12 protein-coding genes are annotated in these 15,638 nt (G+C 74.9%); 6 read left to right on the forward strand and 6 right to left on the reverse strand.

All coding sequences use genetic code 11. The features are described 5' to 3' along the window. The first annotated feature begins 192 nt into the window (after window positions 1-192). The gene (locus tag ACF073_RS09980) at window positions 193-954 is read left to right on the forward strand and encodes a peptidoglycan-binding protein (RefSeq protein ID WP_392068155.1); all 762 of its coding nucleotides are present in this window, start codon (window positions 193-195) and stop codon (window positions 952-954) included. A 117-nt stretch (window positions 955-1,071) separates the two neighbouring features. Then, window positions 1,072-1,572: a flavin reductase family protein gene (locus ACF073_RS09985; protein WP_392068156.1), complete on the forward strand. Its 501-nt coding sequence runs from the start codon at window positions 1,072-1,074 to the stop codon at window positions 1,570-1,572. A 135-nt stretch (window positions 1,573-1,707) separates the two neighbouring features. Here ACF073_RS09985 and ACF073_RS09990 read toward each other — a convergent pair whose 3' ends face one another. The 5 genes from ACF073_RS09990 to ACF073_RS10010 all read right to left on the reverse strand — a co-directional run bounded on the left by ACF073_RS09990 (window position 1,708) and on the right by ACF073_RS10010 (window position 9,106). Then, window positions 1,708-4,176: a SpoIIE family protein phosphatase gene (locus ACF073_RS09990; protein WP_392068160.1), complete on the reverse strand. Its 2,469-nt coding sequence runs from the start codon at window positions 4,174-4,176 to the stop codon at window positions 1,708-1,710. 258 nt (window positions 4,177-4,434) lie between these two features. Then, window positions 4,435-4,818: a hypothetical protein gene (locus ACF073_RS09995; protein WP_392068161.1), complete on the reverse strand. Its 384-nt coding sequence runs from the start codon at window positions 4,816-4,818 to the stop codon at window positions 4,435-4,437. Window positions 4,819-5,350: 532 nt separating this feature from the next. After that, window positions 5,351-6,268 carry a MurR/RpiR family transcriptional regulator gene (locus ACF073_RS10000; RefSeq protein ID WP_392068164.1) on the reverse strand — a complete coding sequence of 306 codons (918 nt, stop codon included), beginning with the start codon at window positions 6,266-6,268 and terminating at the stop codon, window positions 5,351-5,353. 77 nt (window positions 6,269-6,345) lie between these two features. After that, entirely contained in the window at window positions 6,346-8,112 is a 1,767-nt protein-coding gene (locus ACF073_RS10005; protein ID WP_392068917.1) for an ArnT family glycosyltransferase, read from the reverse strand. Window positions 8,113-8,443: 331 nt separating this feature from the next. Further along, window positions 8,444-9,106, reverse strand: a complete 663-nt coding sequence (locus ACF073_RS10010; RefSeq protein ID WP_392068166.1) for a nucleoside/nucleotide kinase family protein — start codon at window positions 9,104-9,106, stop codon at window positions 8,444-8,446. Window positions 9,107-9,191: 85 nt separating this feature from the next. Between ACF073_RS10010 and ACF073_RS10015 the strand changes: the two genes are divergently transcribed. Together ACF073_RS10015 and ACF073_RS10020 are read left to right on the forward strand one after the other, a co-directional pair. After that, the gene (locus ACF073_RS10015) at window positions 9,192-9,932 is read left to right on the forward strand and encodes a beta-phosphoglucomutase family hydrolase (RefSeq protein WP_392068167.1); all 741 of its coding nucleotides are present in this window, start codon (window positions 9,192-9,194) and stop codon (window positions 9,930-9,932) included. Further along, entirely contained in the window at window positions 9,929-12,283 is a 2,355-nt protein-coding gene (locus ACF073_RS10020) for a glycoside hydrolase family 65 protein (RefSeq protein ID WP_392068170.1), read from the forward strand. Before ACF073_RS10015 ends, ACF073_RS10020 begins: the two co-directional genes overlap by 4 nt. 108 nt (window positions 12,284-12,391) lie before the next feature. Here the strand turns inward: ACF073_RS10020 and ACF073_RS10025 are convergent, their stop codons facing one another. Continuing rightward, window positions 12,392-12,775 (reverse strand): BlaI/MecI/CopY family transcriptional regulator, encoded by a 384-nt coding sequence (locus ACF073_RS10025; RefSeq protein WP_392068171.1) that lies wholly within the window; start codon window positions 12,773-12,775, stop codon window positions 12,392-12,394. Window positions 12,776-13,389: 614 nt separating this feature from the next. Here ACF073_RS10025 and ACF073_RS10030 point away from each other — a divergent pair. Further along, window positions 13,390-14,337, forward strand: coding sequence for a lysylphosphatidylglycerol synthase domain-containing protein (locus tag ACF073_RS10030; protein WP_392068173.1), 948 nt, complete (start codon window positions 13,390-13,392; stop codon window positions 14,335-14,337). Window positions 14,338-14,758: 421 nt separating this feature from the next. Continuing rightward, on the forward strand, window positions 14,759-15,604 hold the full coding sequence (locus ACF073_RS10035) for an alpha/beta fold hydrolase (RefSeq protein WP_392068176.1): 846 nt from the start codon (window positions 14,759-14,761) through the stop codon (window positions 15,602-15,604). Window positions 15,605-15,638 lie beyond the last annotated feature (34 nt).

Here is a 15,638-nt window from a genome sequence, read left to right on the forward strand (position 1 = left end):
CTCAATAGTTCCTGCCGAGTTGAGCGTATCGATCGTTCGGTGGGGTGGATGGGGGCGTGGGGTGGTGGTCCGTTGGCGGTCGGGGTGGTGGTCCGGGTGATGGTGAGGTGCCTGAACGGGGGTGTGGCGGGCGCCGTATCTCAGCGCGGGGCCGCCCAGGCCCCCGTATCCGCGGCACGGAAGGAGAGCCCGGTGCCGATACCGCCCGACCCAGAACAGCCGCCGCCAGAACCGGACCTGGAGCCGATCCGGGTCCAGCGCCCCCGCCGCTTCGACGCCCTGGCGGAGCTGATGCGCGAGATCCGGCCGGACCCGGTGACCTATCAGCCCCTCAACACGTCACCCGGCACACCACCCGGCACAGTGCCTGGTACGCCGTCCGGTTCGCGGCCCGGTTCGCAGCCCGGCACGGGCCACGCCGCGCCGGGTGCCGCCGAGGAGGACACCCAGGAGCTCTGGCCCGTACGCCCCGCCCGGGGCCCGGACGCCCGTCCCGCGTCTCCGTCCCCCCGCGCCGCGGGCCGCATCCGTCCCCGTCCCGGACCGCGTCGGGCCGCCGTCGCCCTGACCGTCCTGGGGGCGGCACTCGTCGGCTTCGGCTGCGCCCTGCTGCTCCCCGGCCGCCAGCAGGCCGCCGCGACCGACCGGCCCTCCCCGCCCGCCGCCACGAAACCCTCCGCTCCCACACCCTCCGCCGCCACCGACCCCGACGGCCCCGGCACCCTCCGCCAGGGCGACACCGGCCCCTACGTCGTCGACCTGCAGCAACGCCTGCTGCACATCCCGGACGTCTACCACGGCGGCTCCACCACCGGCGCCTACGACGCCACGCTCACCGCGGCTGTGGCCCGTTTCCAGCTCTGGTACGGCATCAGCGGCGACGAGAGGGGTGTCTACGGCGACGACACGCGCCGCGCGCTGGAGTCCCGCACCCGCGTCGGCGACGATGCGTGACCGGTGAGGATTCACGAACGGCACACCGGGGAAGCCGGGGCAGCGGACGGCCCGCGGCGGGACCGCCCGGGCGGACCGCCACGGTGGACGGGTGGCGGAGGACAGGAGCGGAGCGGCATGGCGGACGGGAACGGTACGCAGCGGATGGCCGGGTTCTTCGAGCGGCTCGACCCCGACATGTGCGTGGTCACGGCGGTGGCGGGCGGCGAGCGCGCCGGCTGTCTGGTCGGCTTCGCCTCCCAGTGCTCCATTGAGCCGCCCCGGTTCGCCGTGTGGCTCTCCAAGGCCAACCGCACCTACCGCGTCGCCCGGGCCGCGCGCTACCTGGCCGTCCATCTGCTCACCCGTGAACAGCGGGACCTGGCGGAACTGTTCGGCGGCGAGACCGGCGACCAGGTCGACAAGTTCGCGCGGGCCGACTGGCGGGAGGGACCCGGCGGCACCGCCGTCCTCGCGGGCACGGCGGCCTGGTTCGTCGGCACCGTCCTGCACCGCATCGACGGAGGCGATCACGTCGGCCACGTCCTCGACCCCGTCCACTGGGGCGAGGGCCCGGACGGGCCGCTGCTGCGGCTCTCCGACGCCACCACCATCGAGGCCGGCCACCCCGCTGACTGACCCGGCCGGCAGGAACGACCGCGACCGTCCCCGGACCGCGACCGTCCCCGGACCGCGACCATCCCCGGACCGCGACCGTCCCCGGAGCGCGACCGTCCCCGGACCGGACCGGACCGGGCGGGGCAGGCGCAGGCGCTAGGCGTCCGCCGCCGCCCCGTCGTCCCCCGCGTCCGCGCCAGCGTCCGCATCCGCGCCAGCGTCCGCGTACGCATCGGCGTCCGCGTCGCCGAGCGGCATACGGATGTCCACCACGCACACATCGTCGCGCCGCTCGTCCGACAGCAGCGTGGCGAGCAGTGCGTCCAGGGACCCCGACTCGCCGCGGCCGTGCGTGCGGGCCGCGTCCGCGAGCCGGGTGAGGCCCGTGTCGACGTCCTCACCCAGGCGTTCGACCAGGCCGTCGGTGTAGAGCAGCAGCCGGTCGCCGGGTTCCAGTAGCAGCTCCATCTCCTCGTACACGGGCGTGTGCGTCGCGCCGAGCAGGATGCCGGCGGGACGGTCGAGGAAGCGCGCCCGGCCCCGGCGCACCAGCAGCGGAGGCAGGTGCCCGGCCTGTGCCCAGGACAGGACGTGCCGGCCGGGGTCGTAGCGGGCCAGGACCATGGTGGCGGTGGTCTGGCCGTCGCGGGGGTGCAGCAGCAGCCGGTTCAGCCGTGCCAGCGCACCGGTGAGCGAGGAACCGGTGCTGACCATGCCCTTCGCGGTGAATCTGAGCTGGGCCATGGTCGCCACGGCGTCGATGCCGTGGCCCGCCACGTCGCCGACCACGAACAGTGCCTCGCTGTCGGGCAGTTCGATGGCGCTGAACCAGTCGCCGCCGACATGGATGCCGGACTGCGCGGGCAGATAGGCGACCTCGACCCGCAGCCCCGCGAGCAGCACCGGCTTGCTGGGCAGCGGCAGCAGGGCGTGCTGCAGACGGGCCGCCAGGGCCCGTTCCGCCTGGAGGATGCCGCGCTGGAGCAGCATCGCGCGCTCGCTCTCCACCAGCGCGAGCTCGGCGCTCCGCTGCGCGGTGAGGTCCTGGACGAAGCCGTGCACCTCGACGGTGGTGCCGTCGGACGCCTTGACGGCCTCCGCGACCATCCGCAGATGCCGGACACCCTCGGGCGTCCCGATCCGGAAGGGCACGTCGAACGGGCGGCCCTCGCCGACCAGTTCGGCGATCGCGTGGGCCAGCGGCCCCGAGTCCTCGGGCAGCGCGAGGTCGGGCAGCCGTTCGAGGCTGTCCGGTCCCTCGCCGGGGTGCCGGCCCAGCACGGCGTACGTCTGCTCGGCCCAGGAGATCTCCTGGGTGAGCAGGTTCCAGTTCGCCCAGCCCAGGTTGCCGAGGCGCTGCACATCCGCCAGCCGCTGCTCCTGCCGGTCCACCGAGTCGTGCCGCAGCCAGGACACCAGCAGCCCCTCGCCCAGCGGGGCCGCCCGGACCGTGTAGGTGCCGGTCACGGGCAGGTCGCCGATCACGTCCCGATAGGCGAAGGGCTCGCCCTCGAACGGCACTCCGGTGTCGAGCGCCCGCAGATAGCCCTGCCACAGCGGCTCGCCCGCCACCGACGGGTAGCTCTCCAGGATGTGCTTGCCGACCATGTCCCGGCCGGTCCGGCCGAACACGTCCACCGCCTCCGGGGTCGCGGCGTCGATGCGGTAGTCCGTCACCTCGCCGGAGGCGGCCCGCAGCGGGGTGAGCAGGGTCACCGCACCCGGCAGCGCGTCGAACACCGCCTGCACGGTCCGGGCGACGTCACCGGGATCGCCGTTCTGCGGGGTGTCGAAGGCCTGCAGCCGGCCCGCGCACAGCCGGGCCACGGCCCGCAGCAGCTCGCGCTCACGCGGCTCGAACGGTCCGGCGCACCGGCGCAGCACCCCGAGGGCGACCCGCGCGGTCTCGCCGGCCGGCACCGGCAGCCAGGCCCGGGAGGACCACCGCTCCGGCGGGTTCCCGATGAGCAGGTAGCGGTCGCGGTCCTTGGCGACGTCCTCCAGCCAGCGCGGCTCCCCGGACGTCACGGTCTCGAGCGCGGGGACGCCGGTCACCGGCGGTACCTGGCGCCACTGGGCGGCGAGGGTCGGGTCCACACCGGCGTAACCGATCAGGCCGAGCCCGCCCTCGGGCAGCTGCTCGTACAGCATCACCGCGTCGGCGCCGGCCTCGGGCGCCAGCTCGTCCAGCAGGCATCCGGCCAGCTCGTGCGGCGAGCCGACCCGGACCAGGGCGCGGCCGATGTGCCCCAGTGTGTCCGCCAGGTCCCCGGCGCCGGTGGGGGCGCTCGCCCAGGGGCCGGCGGGGCCGTCCGCCGCCGTGGGCGGTGCCGCCGCGGCGGCGGGCTGCTCCTTGGGGGGCAGGGCGCCCAGGGTGAGCCAGCACTGTTCGAGGAGGGTGCGGTTGCCGTCCTCGGCGCGCTGGACCAGCTCGTCCTGCGCGGCGTCCGGCGCACAGCCGGTCACGGCCATGAGTACACCCTTGGCCCGCTCCAGGACCACGGAGGTCGCGGCCAGGTCTCGCAGGCGTTCGATCTCGGCCCGCTGTCGGGCCACGACCTGGGCCAGGGCCGCCAGATCCGCGCCGGTGCCGCGGACAGGCGGAGGCAGAGGATCGCTTGTCACGCGACGAGCATGGCACAGCCGGACCCGTTCGATCACTGGTCCGCCGGATACGCATACATACGACCTTCATACGTCCCCCCTGAAAGTGCAGGCGAAGTGGTACGAGAAGGGCGATCGGGGCCGGACGGAGGGGCAGGAGGGGAGGGGAAGGGAGGGGAGGCGAGCCGGGCGAACGGAGCGGGTGCCGGGGGCGGCGGGGGAGCGGCCGGGGGCAGGGTGATGCCGTCGTGGCGGCCGGGACGGGGAGAGGGGGAGGGGTCAGCGGGGCGTCGTGGTTCGGCCCGCCAGGGCCTCGCTGACCGCGCGGACGCTGCGCGCGATGTGCTGCAGCTGCATGACCTCGGCGGCGTAGAGCTTGATCGTGTGCTCGATCACCGACTCGGGCAGTCCCAGGACCGGCAGTTCGGCCCGCGCGGTCTGCAGGGCGGTACGGGCGACCCGGATCTCCTGGTGGACCTGGATCTGCGCGTGCCGGGCGAGCAGGACCGGGTGCCGGATGAGTGCCGGATAGCTGGCGTACCGCGCGGGGATCAGCTCGCGCAACCACTTGGCGGCCGAGCGCTCCCAGTCGTAACTGCCCGGCGTCTTGACCTGGCAGGGCCAGTCGGGGCTGATGCGCGTGCTGGTCAGGGGCATGATCATCGCTTCCGGTGTGCGGCGTCGGGAGGGTGCCGACGGGTTCGGGGCGGCCCCGGCCTAGGGGAGGGCCGGGGCCGCCACGGGCGCGTCGCGCAGACGACGCGCCCCGGTACACCCCGGATGCCGTCGTGGGTAGGGGACGGCGGACCGGGGTGTCCGTGCGGGTGCCCCGGGTGCGGGGAGCCGGCGCGGTGAGCGGTGGTGCGTGCGCATGGGCGGTCCGTCGGCTTTCTCGGGGCGGTGTGCGCGGGGGTCCGCGGGGTGCGGGCCGGTGCCCGGGGTGAGCCGGTCGCCGAGCCGTGAGCAGAGTATTTATATATACCGACTGGTTTGCAAGACGTATGAAAACATTCATGCGCGATATGCGGTGAATGATCCCCGTCCAGGGGGTGGGGGACCGCAAGATCTTCACGAACGCCCGGTGCGGGCGGAAGGATCGGCACCGCGATCGGGCCCGGGGAACGCCCGGTGCGAGCCGGGCCGGCCGGCACCGGCTCCGCCCGGTCCGAGCGGGGCCGCCCGGCACCGGGGCCGGTCAGTCGCGGAGGAAGAACTGGTGCTGCTCGGAGAGCTGCTCGTACTTCTCCAGCCGGGCCTGGGTGCGCTCCGGATCCGCGTCGGTCATCGCCTGCAGCAGCGCGGCGGCCAGCACACCGGGCGCGGCGTAGGAGTCGAACACCAGCCGCGAACCGGTGCCGGTGGCGAAGACGACGTCCGCCTCGTCGGCCAGCGGCCCGAGCGCCAGGTCGGTCACCAGGGCGACCTTCAGACCCGCGCCGCGCGCCACCCGGACGGCCTGCAGCGTCTCCTGGGAGTGCCGGGGCATGGCGAAGGCCAGCACCCAGCTGCCCCCGGCCTCACGGGACTGCAGCAGCGCGTCGTAGGCCACGCTGCCGCCCCGCGTGACCAGCCGTACGTCCGGGTGGATACGGCGGGCGGCATAGCCGAAGTACTCGGCGAGCGACACCGAGATACGCAGCCCCAGCACGGTCAGCGGGGTGGAGTGGGACAGCTCCCGGCCGATCTGGATGACCCGGTTCGGGTCGGCGAAGTCACGCCGCAGGTTCTCCAGGTTCTGGATCTCGCCGTCGATGGCCGCCTGCAGCTCGTTGGCCAGGTTCTCCTCGCCGGGCCCGCCGGCGAGGGTGCTCAGCGCGATCGACTGGAGCGTCTCGCGCAGCGCCGGATAGCCGCTGAAGCCGACGGCGGCGGCGAAGCGGGTCACGGAGGGCTGGCTGACCCCGACCCGGTCGGCCAGCTCGGTGATCGACAGGAACGCGGCCTCGGTGATGTGCTCGATCAGGTACTGGGCGATCCGCCGCTGACCGGGCGAAAGACGAGGGCCGTCGAAGAGTTCCCGCAGCCGGGAGGTCGGGGCGGCCTCGGCCGCTGGCACCGTCTTTCCCGACCTGATCGCTGATGCCTGTGCGCGTGCCTGCTGCGGCGAGGGCACCGGTCGGCCTCCTTTGTCTGCCACGAGCACTCAACATAGCTCACGGACCGCCGTGACCAGGGGGTTGAGGCGCCCGCTCACCGGCGGTACAGGCTGATCGAACGCCCCACGTCGCCGGCCGGCCGACTGCTCGCGATCAGCTCCGCGAGCCGCCCGCGCGCCTTGGCGACGGCGGAGTCCGACACCACCAGCAGCCCGTGCACCCGGTCCGGCGGCACCGTACGCGGATCGGCGGCCCGGATCCCGTAGTACGACGGCACCCCGCTGCCCTTGTACACCAGCCACACCCGCTCACCGGGGTGGCGCTCGCGGAGCAGGTCGGCGAGCCGGCCCAGGTCCTGCCCCCAGTCCACGTTCGAGTCGTGCAGCAGCCGGTGCGTGCGCGCGGGACCGCCGAACGCCTCGTTCGCGTACGGCAGGTAGTACGGGAACGTACGCAGCGAACTCACCGCCACGAACAGCACGAGCGCGGCGGCCGGCAGCCCGCACCACCTGCGGCGGAGCGGGCCCGCACAGGCCGCCGCCACCGCGAGGAACACCGGCACGAACAGCGCGTACCGGGTGCCGAAGTCCCGCGACCCGGCCATCGCCGCCGCCAGCAGCACCGCGGGGAGCAGCAGCAGATACGGCGCCGCGGACCGCCGGCGCCGCCGCGCGAGCACCGCCGCGGCGCCGGCGGCGCCCAGCACCGACAGGCCGAGCGGGAGTTTCACCAGCAGGGCGGCCGGCAGGTAGTACCAGCGTGAACCGGTGTACAGACGGCCGAACAGATAGCCCTGCCACCGGTAGTGCTCCAGGCCGAACTGCACCCGCATCCCGGCCCCGTACGCCGGGGGCAGCGGCAGCAGCTCCGTCAGCCGCCCGCGCAGGCCGGCCGGTCCGGGCACCGCCTCCGCGGGCGCGAACCGCAGCCGCGGGTCGACGGCCAGATAGGCGGCCCACACGACGGCTACCGCCACCACCGCCACCACGGCCGCGCCCCCCAGCGCCGCCAGCACCCGCCGCCCCCGGCCGCCCAAGAGCCGGCCGGCGCGGCCGGACCCCCAGGGGACGGACCCCCAGGGGACGGACCACGAGGGGCCGGGCCCCGACCGCCGCGCCGCCAGGACCGACAGCGCCGCCAGAGCCATCAGTACCGGCACCGCGGGCAGCGCGCTCATCCTGGTCGCCACGGCCGCCCCCAGAGCCGCGCCGGCCGCCGGCAGGTACGGCACGGGCCGGCGCCGGGCCCGCCACACCAGCCAGGCCGAGGTCAGCACGAACCCGGTCGCCGGCATGTCCAGCGTGGCCAGCGAACCGTGCGCGATCACATCCGGCGAGAACGTGTACAGGGCGAGCGCGACGAGACCGCCCGCCGTACCCGCCAGGTCCCGGGCGAACGCGAACACGACGAGCCCGCACAGCAGCGTCAGCGCGATCACCGGCAGCCGCGCCCACAGCATCAGCCGCCAGGGGTCGTTGCCCGACTCGTACAGCAGATGCCGGCCCACCTCCCCCTGGGTGCCGGTGTACGCCGGGTCGTAGTGCGGGTCCGCCACCGCCACCCCGGCCGCGATCAGCAGCTTCCCGAGCGGCGGATGCTCGGGGTTGTAGCGCAGCCGGTGCTCGCGCAGAGAGTCGGTGGCCGTCGCGACGTACACCGGCTCGTCGATGGTGGGGGTCTGCTGGACGGCCGTGGTGACCATCACCGCCGCCATCTGCGCCAGCAGCAGGGCGACCAGGAGCGGCGGCAGCCACCGCCGGTGCCGGCGCGGCCGGGTGTACCGGCCGCCTGCCGCCTGCCGTTCCGGCATCGCGACGGGAGCCTCGGGGGTGAGTACCGGGTGCGGTTCGCGCGCCATCATCCGCCCTGCGGCGACACCGGAAGGGCGGTGGCGGGAGGGCGCGTCGGCCGGATCATGGCCCCACTGTCGCACCGCCCCGCCACCGCGGGTGTCACCGCCGCACGAGTCGTACCGGCAGACCTTCTGCCGTGTCCACGGGTACGGCCGGCGGCCGGCCGGAGTTCACCTCGGTCCACGCGAACCGCCCGGCACACCGGAGGTGTCCGGCGGCGCCGAGCAGGACCCGGCCGTGCGCGCGGAGACGTTCACCGCCGTCCCGGGGGGCACGGCGGGCGACGCGCACCGCGGATCCGGGCGGGCGCCGAGCGTCGGGACGCCGAGCGTCGGGACGTCAGCCCTCGGGAAGGGGCACGGCGGGCAGCGCGGTGGCCGGCACGACCAGGTCCGCCCGCTGCCGCGTCGCCGCGACCAGGTCGGCGTTGCGCTGGTCCGGGCCCAGCACCCAGGCCACGGCCGCCGGCCGCTCCTTGCCGAACTCCTCGTGCCGGGCGACCAGTCGGCGGACCCGCTCGTCCTCGGCGACCTCGCAGAACCACACCTCGTCAAGGCACGGCCGCACCCGCGCCCAGGGGCCGTCCGCCAGCAGCAGGTAGTTCCCCTCGGTCACCACGAGCCGGGCCTCCGGCGGCACCGGGACCGCCCCGGCCAGCGGCTGCTCCAGCACCCGCTCGAACCCCGGCGCGTACACCACCTCGCCGGTCTCCTCGCGCAGCCGCCGCAGCAGCGCCGCGTACCCGGCCGCGTCGAAGGTGTCCGGCGCCCCCTTGCGGGACCGGCGGCCCAGCCGGTCCAGTTCGGCGTCGGCGAGATGGAAGCCGTCCATGGGCACGTGCGCCGCCCACGCCGGGGCGCCGGCGTTCAGGGCCCGCACCAGGTGTCCGGCCAGCGTCGTCTTGCCCGCACCCGGGCTGCCCGCGATGCCGAGCAGAGCGCGCCGGCCGTCCCGGGGCAGGGCGCGGGCACGGATGAGGAGGTCGTCGAAGGTCAGCGGCACACAGCAGAGTGTCGCACCACCCGCCCGCCCGGGGTGTGGCGTGCGCCACCCACTTGACGGCCGTCCGGCGGGGAACAGTCCGGGTATGACACAGCTCGGACTGCCCGACACCATCCAGGCCTGCCTGTTCGACCTCGACGGGGTCGTCACCAAGACGGCCGTCGTGCACGCGGCGGCCTGGAAGGAGACGTTCGACGCGTTCCTGCGCGACTACCAGGGGGAACAGGGACGGCCGTTCGACGCCGTCGCCGACTACGACGAGTACGTCGACGGCCGCCCCCGCGCCGACGGCGTCCGGGCCTTCCTCGACTCACGGGGCATCCGGCTCCCCGAGGGCGAACCGGGCGACCCGCCGGACGCCCGCACCGTGCACGGCCTCGGCAACCGCAAGAACGACCTGCTGCTGGAGAAGATCCGCACCGGCGGGGTCGAGGCGTACGAGGGCACCCTGCGCTATCTGGAGGCGGTCCGCGCCAAGGGGCTGCGCACCGCGATCGTCTCCTCCAGCGCCAACTGCCGTGACGTACTGCGCGCCGTCCAGGCCGAGGACTTCTTCGACGTCCGCATCGACGGCGTGGTCGCCGCCGAGCGGAAGCTGCCGGGCAAGCCGCACCCCGACACCTTCCTGGCCGCCGCCCGCGACCTGGGCGTCGAGGCGTCCCGGGCGGCCGTCTTCGAGGACGCGCTGGCCGGCATGGACGCGGGCCGCGCGGGCGGCTTCGGCTACGTCGTCGGCGTGGACCGGGTCGGCCAGGCCGACGCCCTGTACGCACACGGCGCCGACACCGTCGTCCGGGACCTCGCCGAACTGGGAGCCGAGCAGTGATCACCGACCGCGCCTACGCCGTCGAGCCGTGGGCCGTCCGCGAGACCGCACTCGACCTCGACGTCCTCGCCCAGAGCGAGTCCGTGTTCGCCCTGTCCAACGGGCACGTCGGCTGGCGCGGCAACCTGGACGAGGGCGAACCGCACGGGCTGCCCGGCAGCTATCTCAACGGCGTCCACGAGGTGCACCCGCTGCCGTACGCGGAGGCCGGCTACGGCTATCCGGAGTCCGGGCAGACCGTCATCAACGTCACCAACGGCAAGGTCCTCCGGCTGCTGGTGGACGACGAGCCGTTCGACCTGCGCTACGGCCGCCTCGTCGCCCATGAGCGCGTCCTCGACCTGCGTCGCGGGGTGCTGGAGCGGACCTGCGAGTGGACCTCCCCGGCCGGCTCCACGGTCCGGGTGCGCAGCACCCGGCTGGTGTCGCTGACCCAGCGCGCGGTGGCCGCGGTGGCCTACGAGGTGGAGGCCGTCGACAGCCGCAGCCGGGTGGTGATCCAGTCGGAGCTGGTCGCCAACGAGAGCCTGCCGGACTCCGACGGCGACCCCCGGGCGGCGAAGGCGCTGACATCGCCCCTGGAGCAGGAGGACGGCTTCGCCACCGGCAACCGGCTGCGGCTGGTGCACCGCACCCGGCGCAGCGGCCTGCGGGTCGCCGTGGCCGCCGACCATGTGATCACCGGCCCCGAACGCACCACCAGCCGCAGCGAGAGCGACATCGACGTGGCCCGGCTGACGGTCACCTCCGTGCTGGAGCCCGGACAGACCCTGCGGGTGGAGAAGCTGGTCGCCCACGGCTGGTCCGGCGTCCGCTCGCTGCCCGCGATGGCCGACCAGGTCGACGCCGCGCTCGCCGCCGCCGGGCACGACGGCTGGCAGGGCCTGCTCGCCGACCAGCGGGCCTGCCTGGACGACTTCTGGGCCCGCGCCGACGTCGAGGTGGAGGGCGACGAGGAGATCCAGCAGGCCGTCAGGTTCGCCCTGTTCCACGTCCTGCAGGCCGGGACCCGGGCCGAGCGGCGTGCCATCCCCGCGAAGGGCCTGACCGGCTCCGGCTACGACGGGCACGCCTTCTGGGACACCGAGATGTTCGTGCTGCCCGTGCTCACCCACACCGCGCCCCAGGCCGTCGCCGAAGCGCTGCGCTGGCGGTACAGCACCCTGGACGAGGCCCGCGAACGCGCCGCCCAGCTGGGGCTCGCCGGAGCCGCGTTCCCCTGGCGGACCATCGCGGGCCCCGAGGGCTCGGCCTACTGGCCGGCCGGCACCGCCGCCTTCCATGTGAACGCCGGCATAGCCGACGCCGTCGTCCGGTACGTCGAGGCCACCGGCGACACCGACTTCGACCGCGACACCGGTGTGGAACTGCTGGTGGAGACGGCCCGGCTGTGGCGGTCGCTGGGCCACCACGACTCCCACGGCGTCTTCCACCTCGACGGCGTCACCGGACCCGACGAGTACAGCGCGGTCGCCGACGACAACACCTACACCAATCTCATGGCCCGCCAGAACCTGCGCGCGGCGGCCGACGCCGTCGAACGCCACCCGCGCGAGGCGCGGCGGCTCGCGGTGGACGAGGAGGAGAGCGCCGCCTGGCGGGACGCCGCCGACGCCATGCACATCCCCTACAACACCGAACTCGGCGTCCACGAACAGCATGCCGGGTTCACCCGCTACCAGCGCTGGGACTTCGCCGGCACCCGAGCCGACCAGTACCCGCTGCTGCTCCACTTCCCCTACTTCGACCTCTACCGCAAACAGGTCGTCAAACAGGCCGACCTGGTGCTCGCCATGTACACCTGCGGCGACTACTTCGAGCAGGAGCACGACGAGGAACAGCTCGCCCGGAACTTCGCCTACTACGAGCCGCTGACCGTCCGCGACTCCTCCCTGTCCGCCTGCGTCCAGGCCGTCATGGCGGCCCGCACCGGCCATCTGGACCTCGCCTACGCCTACACCTGCGAGGCCGCGCTGATGGACCTCCACGACCTGGAGCACAACACCCGCGACGGACTGCACATCGCCTCGCTCGCGGGCACCTGGATGGCGCTGGTCGCCGGGTTCGGCGGCATGCGCCGCGAAGGCGAGCGGCTGCGGTTCGCGCCCCGCCTGCCCGAGCGGCTGAGCCGCCTCGCCTTCAACGTTCAGTTCCGCGGACGCCGGCTGCGCGTGGACATCGGCGCGGACAAGGTGACGTACGCGCTGCTGGACGGGGAGCCGCTGGCGCTGCGCCACCACGGGGAGCCGCTGACGGTCAGTACCGACGGGCCGGCCGTCCGGGCCGTACCGCCGGCTGCCCCCCGTTCCGCCCCCGGACAGCCGCCGCACCGCGCGCCGAACGGCGGCTGAGCCCCGCCGGCCCGGCCGTTCACCCCGGCCGGGCCGGCGGCCGGCAGGGCGGCGGATGTGCCGGGGCCGGCACGCGCGCGGCCAGCCGTCGGACCGGACGCGCCGCACTCACCGGCCGCCCGCGTCGAGCAGCTCGCGCAGCGCCCGCTCCTCCTCGGCGCTCAGCCCGGTCACGAACTGCCGGAGCGCGGCGATCGGGTCCGGCCCCCGGTCCAGGGCCTCGTGCATCGCCTGGGCGGTCAGCTCGGCCGCGTCCTTGGCCGGGCGGTACGCGCCGCGCCGCCCGTCGGCGTCCCGCAGCACCAGCCCTTTGTCGTACAGGCGTTTGAGGATCGTGTGGACCGTGTTGTAGGCGAGCCCGCCACCCAGACCCTGCTGGATCTCCGCCGGAGTCAGTGGCCGCTCGGTGGCCCAGAGGGCGGCCAGTACCTCGGTCTCCAGCTCCCCGGCGCTGCGTCGCTCCGCCCTGCCGCGGGACCCTGTGCCAGCCATGCCCCAACCTTACAGCGCGTAGGGCCATCGGCCGGATGGCCCTGCCTGCCCGCTCGGAGGGTCGATTCGCGGTACTTTTGCCGTGTTTTTCCCTGCTCTGGCCATACCCCTACAGCTCGTAGGGTGACAGTGGACCCTACGAGCTGTAGGGACGGAGGGGTGGCCATGGCCGACGGTGCGCACGCGACACTCGACCCGGTGAGCCGCGGGAGCGCGCACCGCGCGCCCGCCGCCACCGCGACCGTCGCACGGGCCCGACCACGCCCCGTCCGGTCCCGCACTGCCCTCGGCGGGGAGCGGACGGAGTGCGCCGGCCGTCCCGGCCCACCCACTCGCGCGGCCGTCTTCGGCGCCGGCACCACCGGGGACGGCGTCGGGGTCTTGGCGTCCGCCGGGGCCAGTGGCGGGGCCTTGGCGTCGGCCGGGGCTGGAGTCCGGGTATCGGCGCCCTCATGGGGTGGAGTCCGGGTCTCGACGCCCACCGAGGGCGGCGGCGGGGTCTTCGTGCCCGCCAGGGGCAGCGGCGGGGCCTTGGTGTCCGCCGAGGACTGGATCCGGGCCCTGGCACCCGCCTCCCCAGGCCGCCCGCCCCACCGCGTACCGGGCGGCGGTTCATGACCTCGCCGGCCGGCCTCACCGCGTCCTTCGGCCGCCGGCGTGTCTATTGGCAGGCCGGAGTCTGCCTCGCCGTCCTGCTCGGCGCGCTGTATCTGGCCCGCAGGCACTGGCCGGCGGTCGAGAGCGGCGCCGGGCGGCTGGCGGTCGCCGACCAGGGCTGGCTGCTGGTCGGCGCCGCCGCGGCCGTGGGCACCTGGGCCGCGTCCGCGCTCGCCCAGCAGGGCGCCGTCGTACGGCGGCTGCCCGGACCCCGGCTGATCGCCGCCCAGTTCGCCGCGTCCGCCGCCAACCACCTGCTGCCCGCCGGGCTCGGCGCGGGCGCGGTGAACCTGCGGTTCCTGATGCGCTGCGGGCTGCCGGCCGGACGCTCGGCCGGTGCGCTCGCCGTCAAGGCGACCGCGGGCGCCACCGTCCGCCTCGCGCTGCTCGCCCTGCTCGCCCCGGCCTGCCCGGGACTGCTGCGCCTGCCGCGCATCCCCCCGGCCGTGCTCGCGGTCGCTCTCGGCGTGGCCGTACTCGTGGCGGTCCTGCTGGCCACCCCCTTGTGGTCGCGCTGCCGGCGGGCGCTCGGCGCCGTACTGGCCGACATCCGCGCGCTGCACGCCTGCCCGGCCCGCGCGGCGGCCCTGTGGGGCGGTTCCCTGGCCTTCGCGGCGCTGCACGCGCTGGTCCTCATCGCCGTCACCCGGGCCGTCGGTCTCCCGCTCGCCCCGCTCCAGGTGGCCCTGCTCTACCTCGCCGCCAGCAGCGCCGCCGCCCTGCTGCCCACCCCGGGCGGCCTCGGCTCGCTGGACGCCGCGCTCGCCTTCGCCCTCACCGCCGCCGGCACCCCCGGTGCCGCCGCCGCGTCCGCGGTGCTCGGCTACCGGCTGCTGACCGTGTGGCTGCCCCTGCTGCCCGGTCTGCTGGTGCTCGGGGTGCTGGTGCGGCGCAAAGCCCTGTGAGCGAAGAGGAGTTGCCCGCCGCCCCGGCGGATCCCGCGCACCGCCCCGGCCGGCGTACCGGGGCCTTTCCCTCCCCATGGGGAAGGCCTGCCGCACCCTTTACTGCACATGAGTTGCAGGTACGGAGTCAGGGCACAAGGCTGGGGGCGCGGTCGCACCCGTCCACCGAAGGAAGCGCCTCCCGGCCGGCCGCCCCTGACTCCGCTCCGTCCCTCCCCGCACAGGCCGGGCGCGCGCCCGGACTTGCACCGCGTCCGCGGCTCCATGACGCGGCTGGAGTGGATCAGGGCCGGCGCGACGCCCTCCCCGGACCGGAAGGCCGCGGCCAGATCCCGCAGATGGTATGGGGGAACGGCGACCGGTAGGTTCGTGCCGCCGAGGTGTGTGTGACCGGGGATGTCCAGGCGTCAGGAGTGGCGGCGTGACCGAGACCGATCTTGAGCTGAGCGATGGTCGCAGACTGCACGTCTACGACACCGGCGCGGATGACCCGAACGGCCGCCTCGCCGTCTTCTGGCACCACGGCACGCCGAACATCGGCGCCCCGCCCCGGCCCCTCTTCCCGGCCGCGGACCGGCTCGGCATCCGCTGGGTGTCGTACGACCGCCCCGGATACGGCGGATCAACTCCTCGACCGGGTCGGAACGTGGCGTCGGCCGCCGCCGACGTCTCCGCCGTCGCCGATGCCCTGGGCATCGACCGGTTCGCCGTCATGGGCCATTCCGGTGGCGGTTCGCACGCCTTGGCCTGCGGTGCGCTGCTGCCGGGACGTGTGCTCGGCGTCGTCAGCGTGGCGGGGCTGGCCCCGTTCGGCGCCGACGGGCTCGACTGGTTCGCGGGCATGACGGACTCCGGCGCGAGGTCGCTGCGTGCTGCCGCCGAGGGACGGGCGGCGAAGGAGGATCACGAGGCGGGTGCCGAGTACGACCCGGCCATGTTCACCCCCGCCGATCACGCCGCACTCGCTGACGAGTGGTCCTGGTTCGGCGACGTCGTCGGTCCCGCCGTCGAGGCCGGCCCGGGCGGGCTGATCGACGACGACCTGGCCTACGTCGCCCCCTGGGGATGCGACCCCGCGCGGATCGTCGCGCCGGTGCTCTTCGTGCACGGCGGCCAGGACCGGGTCGTGCCCGGCTCGCACAGCCGGTGGCTCGCGGGCCGCTGCCCCGCGGCAGAACTGCGGCTGATCCCCGAGGCCGGACACATCTCCGTCCTCAACGCCGGCGGGGCCGCCATGGAATGGCTCGCGGACCGCGCCGGCCGCTGATGTCCGCCGGCGCGGGACAGCCGGGTCCGCTTGT

This window comes from Streptomyces sp. NPDC015171, assembly GCF_043079545.1.
Classification (GTDB): domain Bacteria; phylum Actinomycetota; class Actinomycetes; order Streptomycetales; family Streptomycetaceae; genus Streptomyces.

Excerpts from the sequence above, each read along its gene's own strand:
- ACF073_RS10030 (WP_392068173.1), top strand. The coding sequence starts at position 13,390 with ATGACCTCGCCGGCCGGCCTCACCGCGTCCTTCGGCCGCCGGCGTGTC.
- ACF073_RS09985 (WP_392068156.1), top strand. The coding sequence starts at position 1,072 with ATGGCGGACGGGAACGGTACGCAGCGGATGGCCGGGTTCTTCGAGCGG.
- ACF073_RS10015 (WP_392068167.1), top strand. The coding sequence starts at position 9,192 with ATGACACAGCTCGGACTGCCCGACACCATCCAGGCCTGCCTGTTCGAC.
- ACF073_RS10025 (WP_392068171.1), bottom strand. The coding sequence starts at position 12,775 with ATGGCTGGCACAGGGTCCCGCGGCAGGGCGGAGCGACGCAGCGCCGGG.
- ACF073_RS10005 (WP_392068917.1), bottom strand. The coding sequence starts at position 8,112 with ATGATGGCGCGCGAACCGCACCCGGTACTCACCCCCGAGGCTCCCGTC.
- ACF073_RS09995 (WP_392068161.1), bottom strand. The coding sequence starts at position 4,818 with ATGATCATGCCCCTGACCAGCACGCGCATCAGCCCCGACTGGCCCTGC.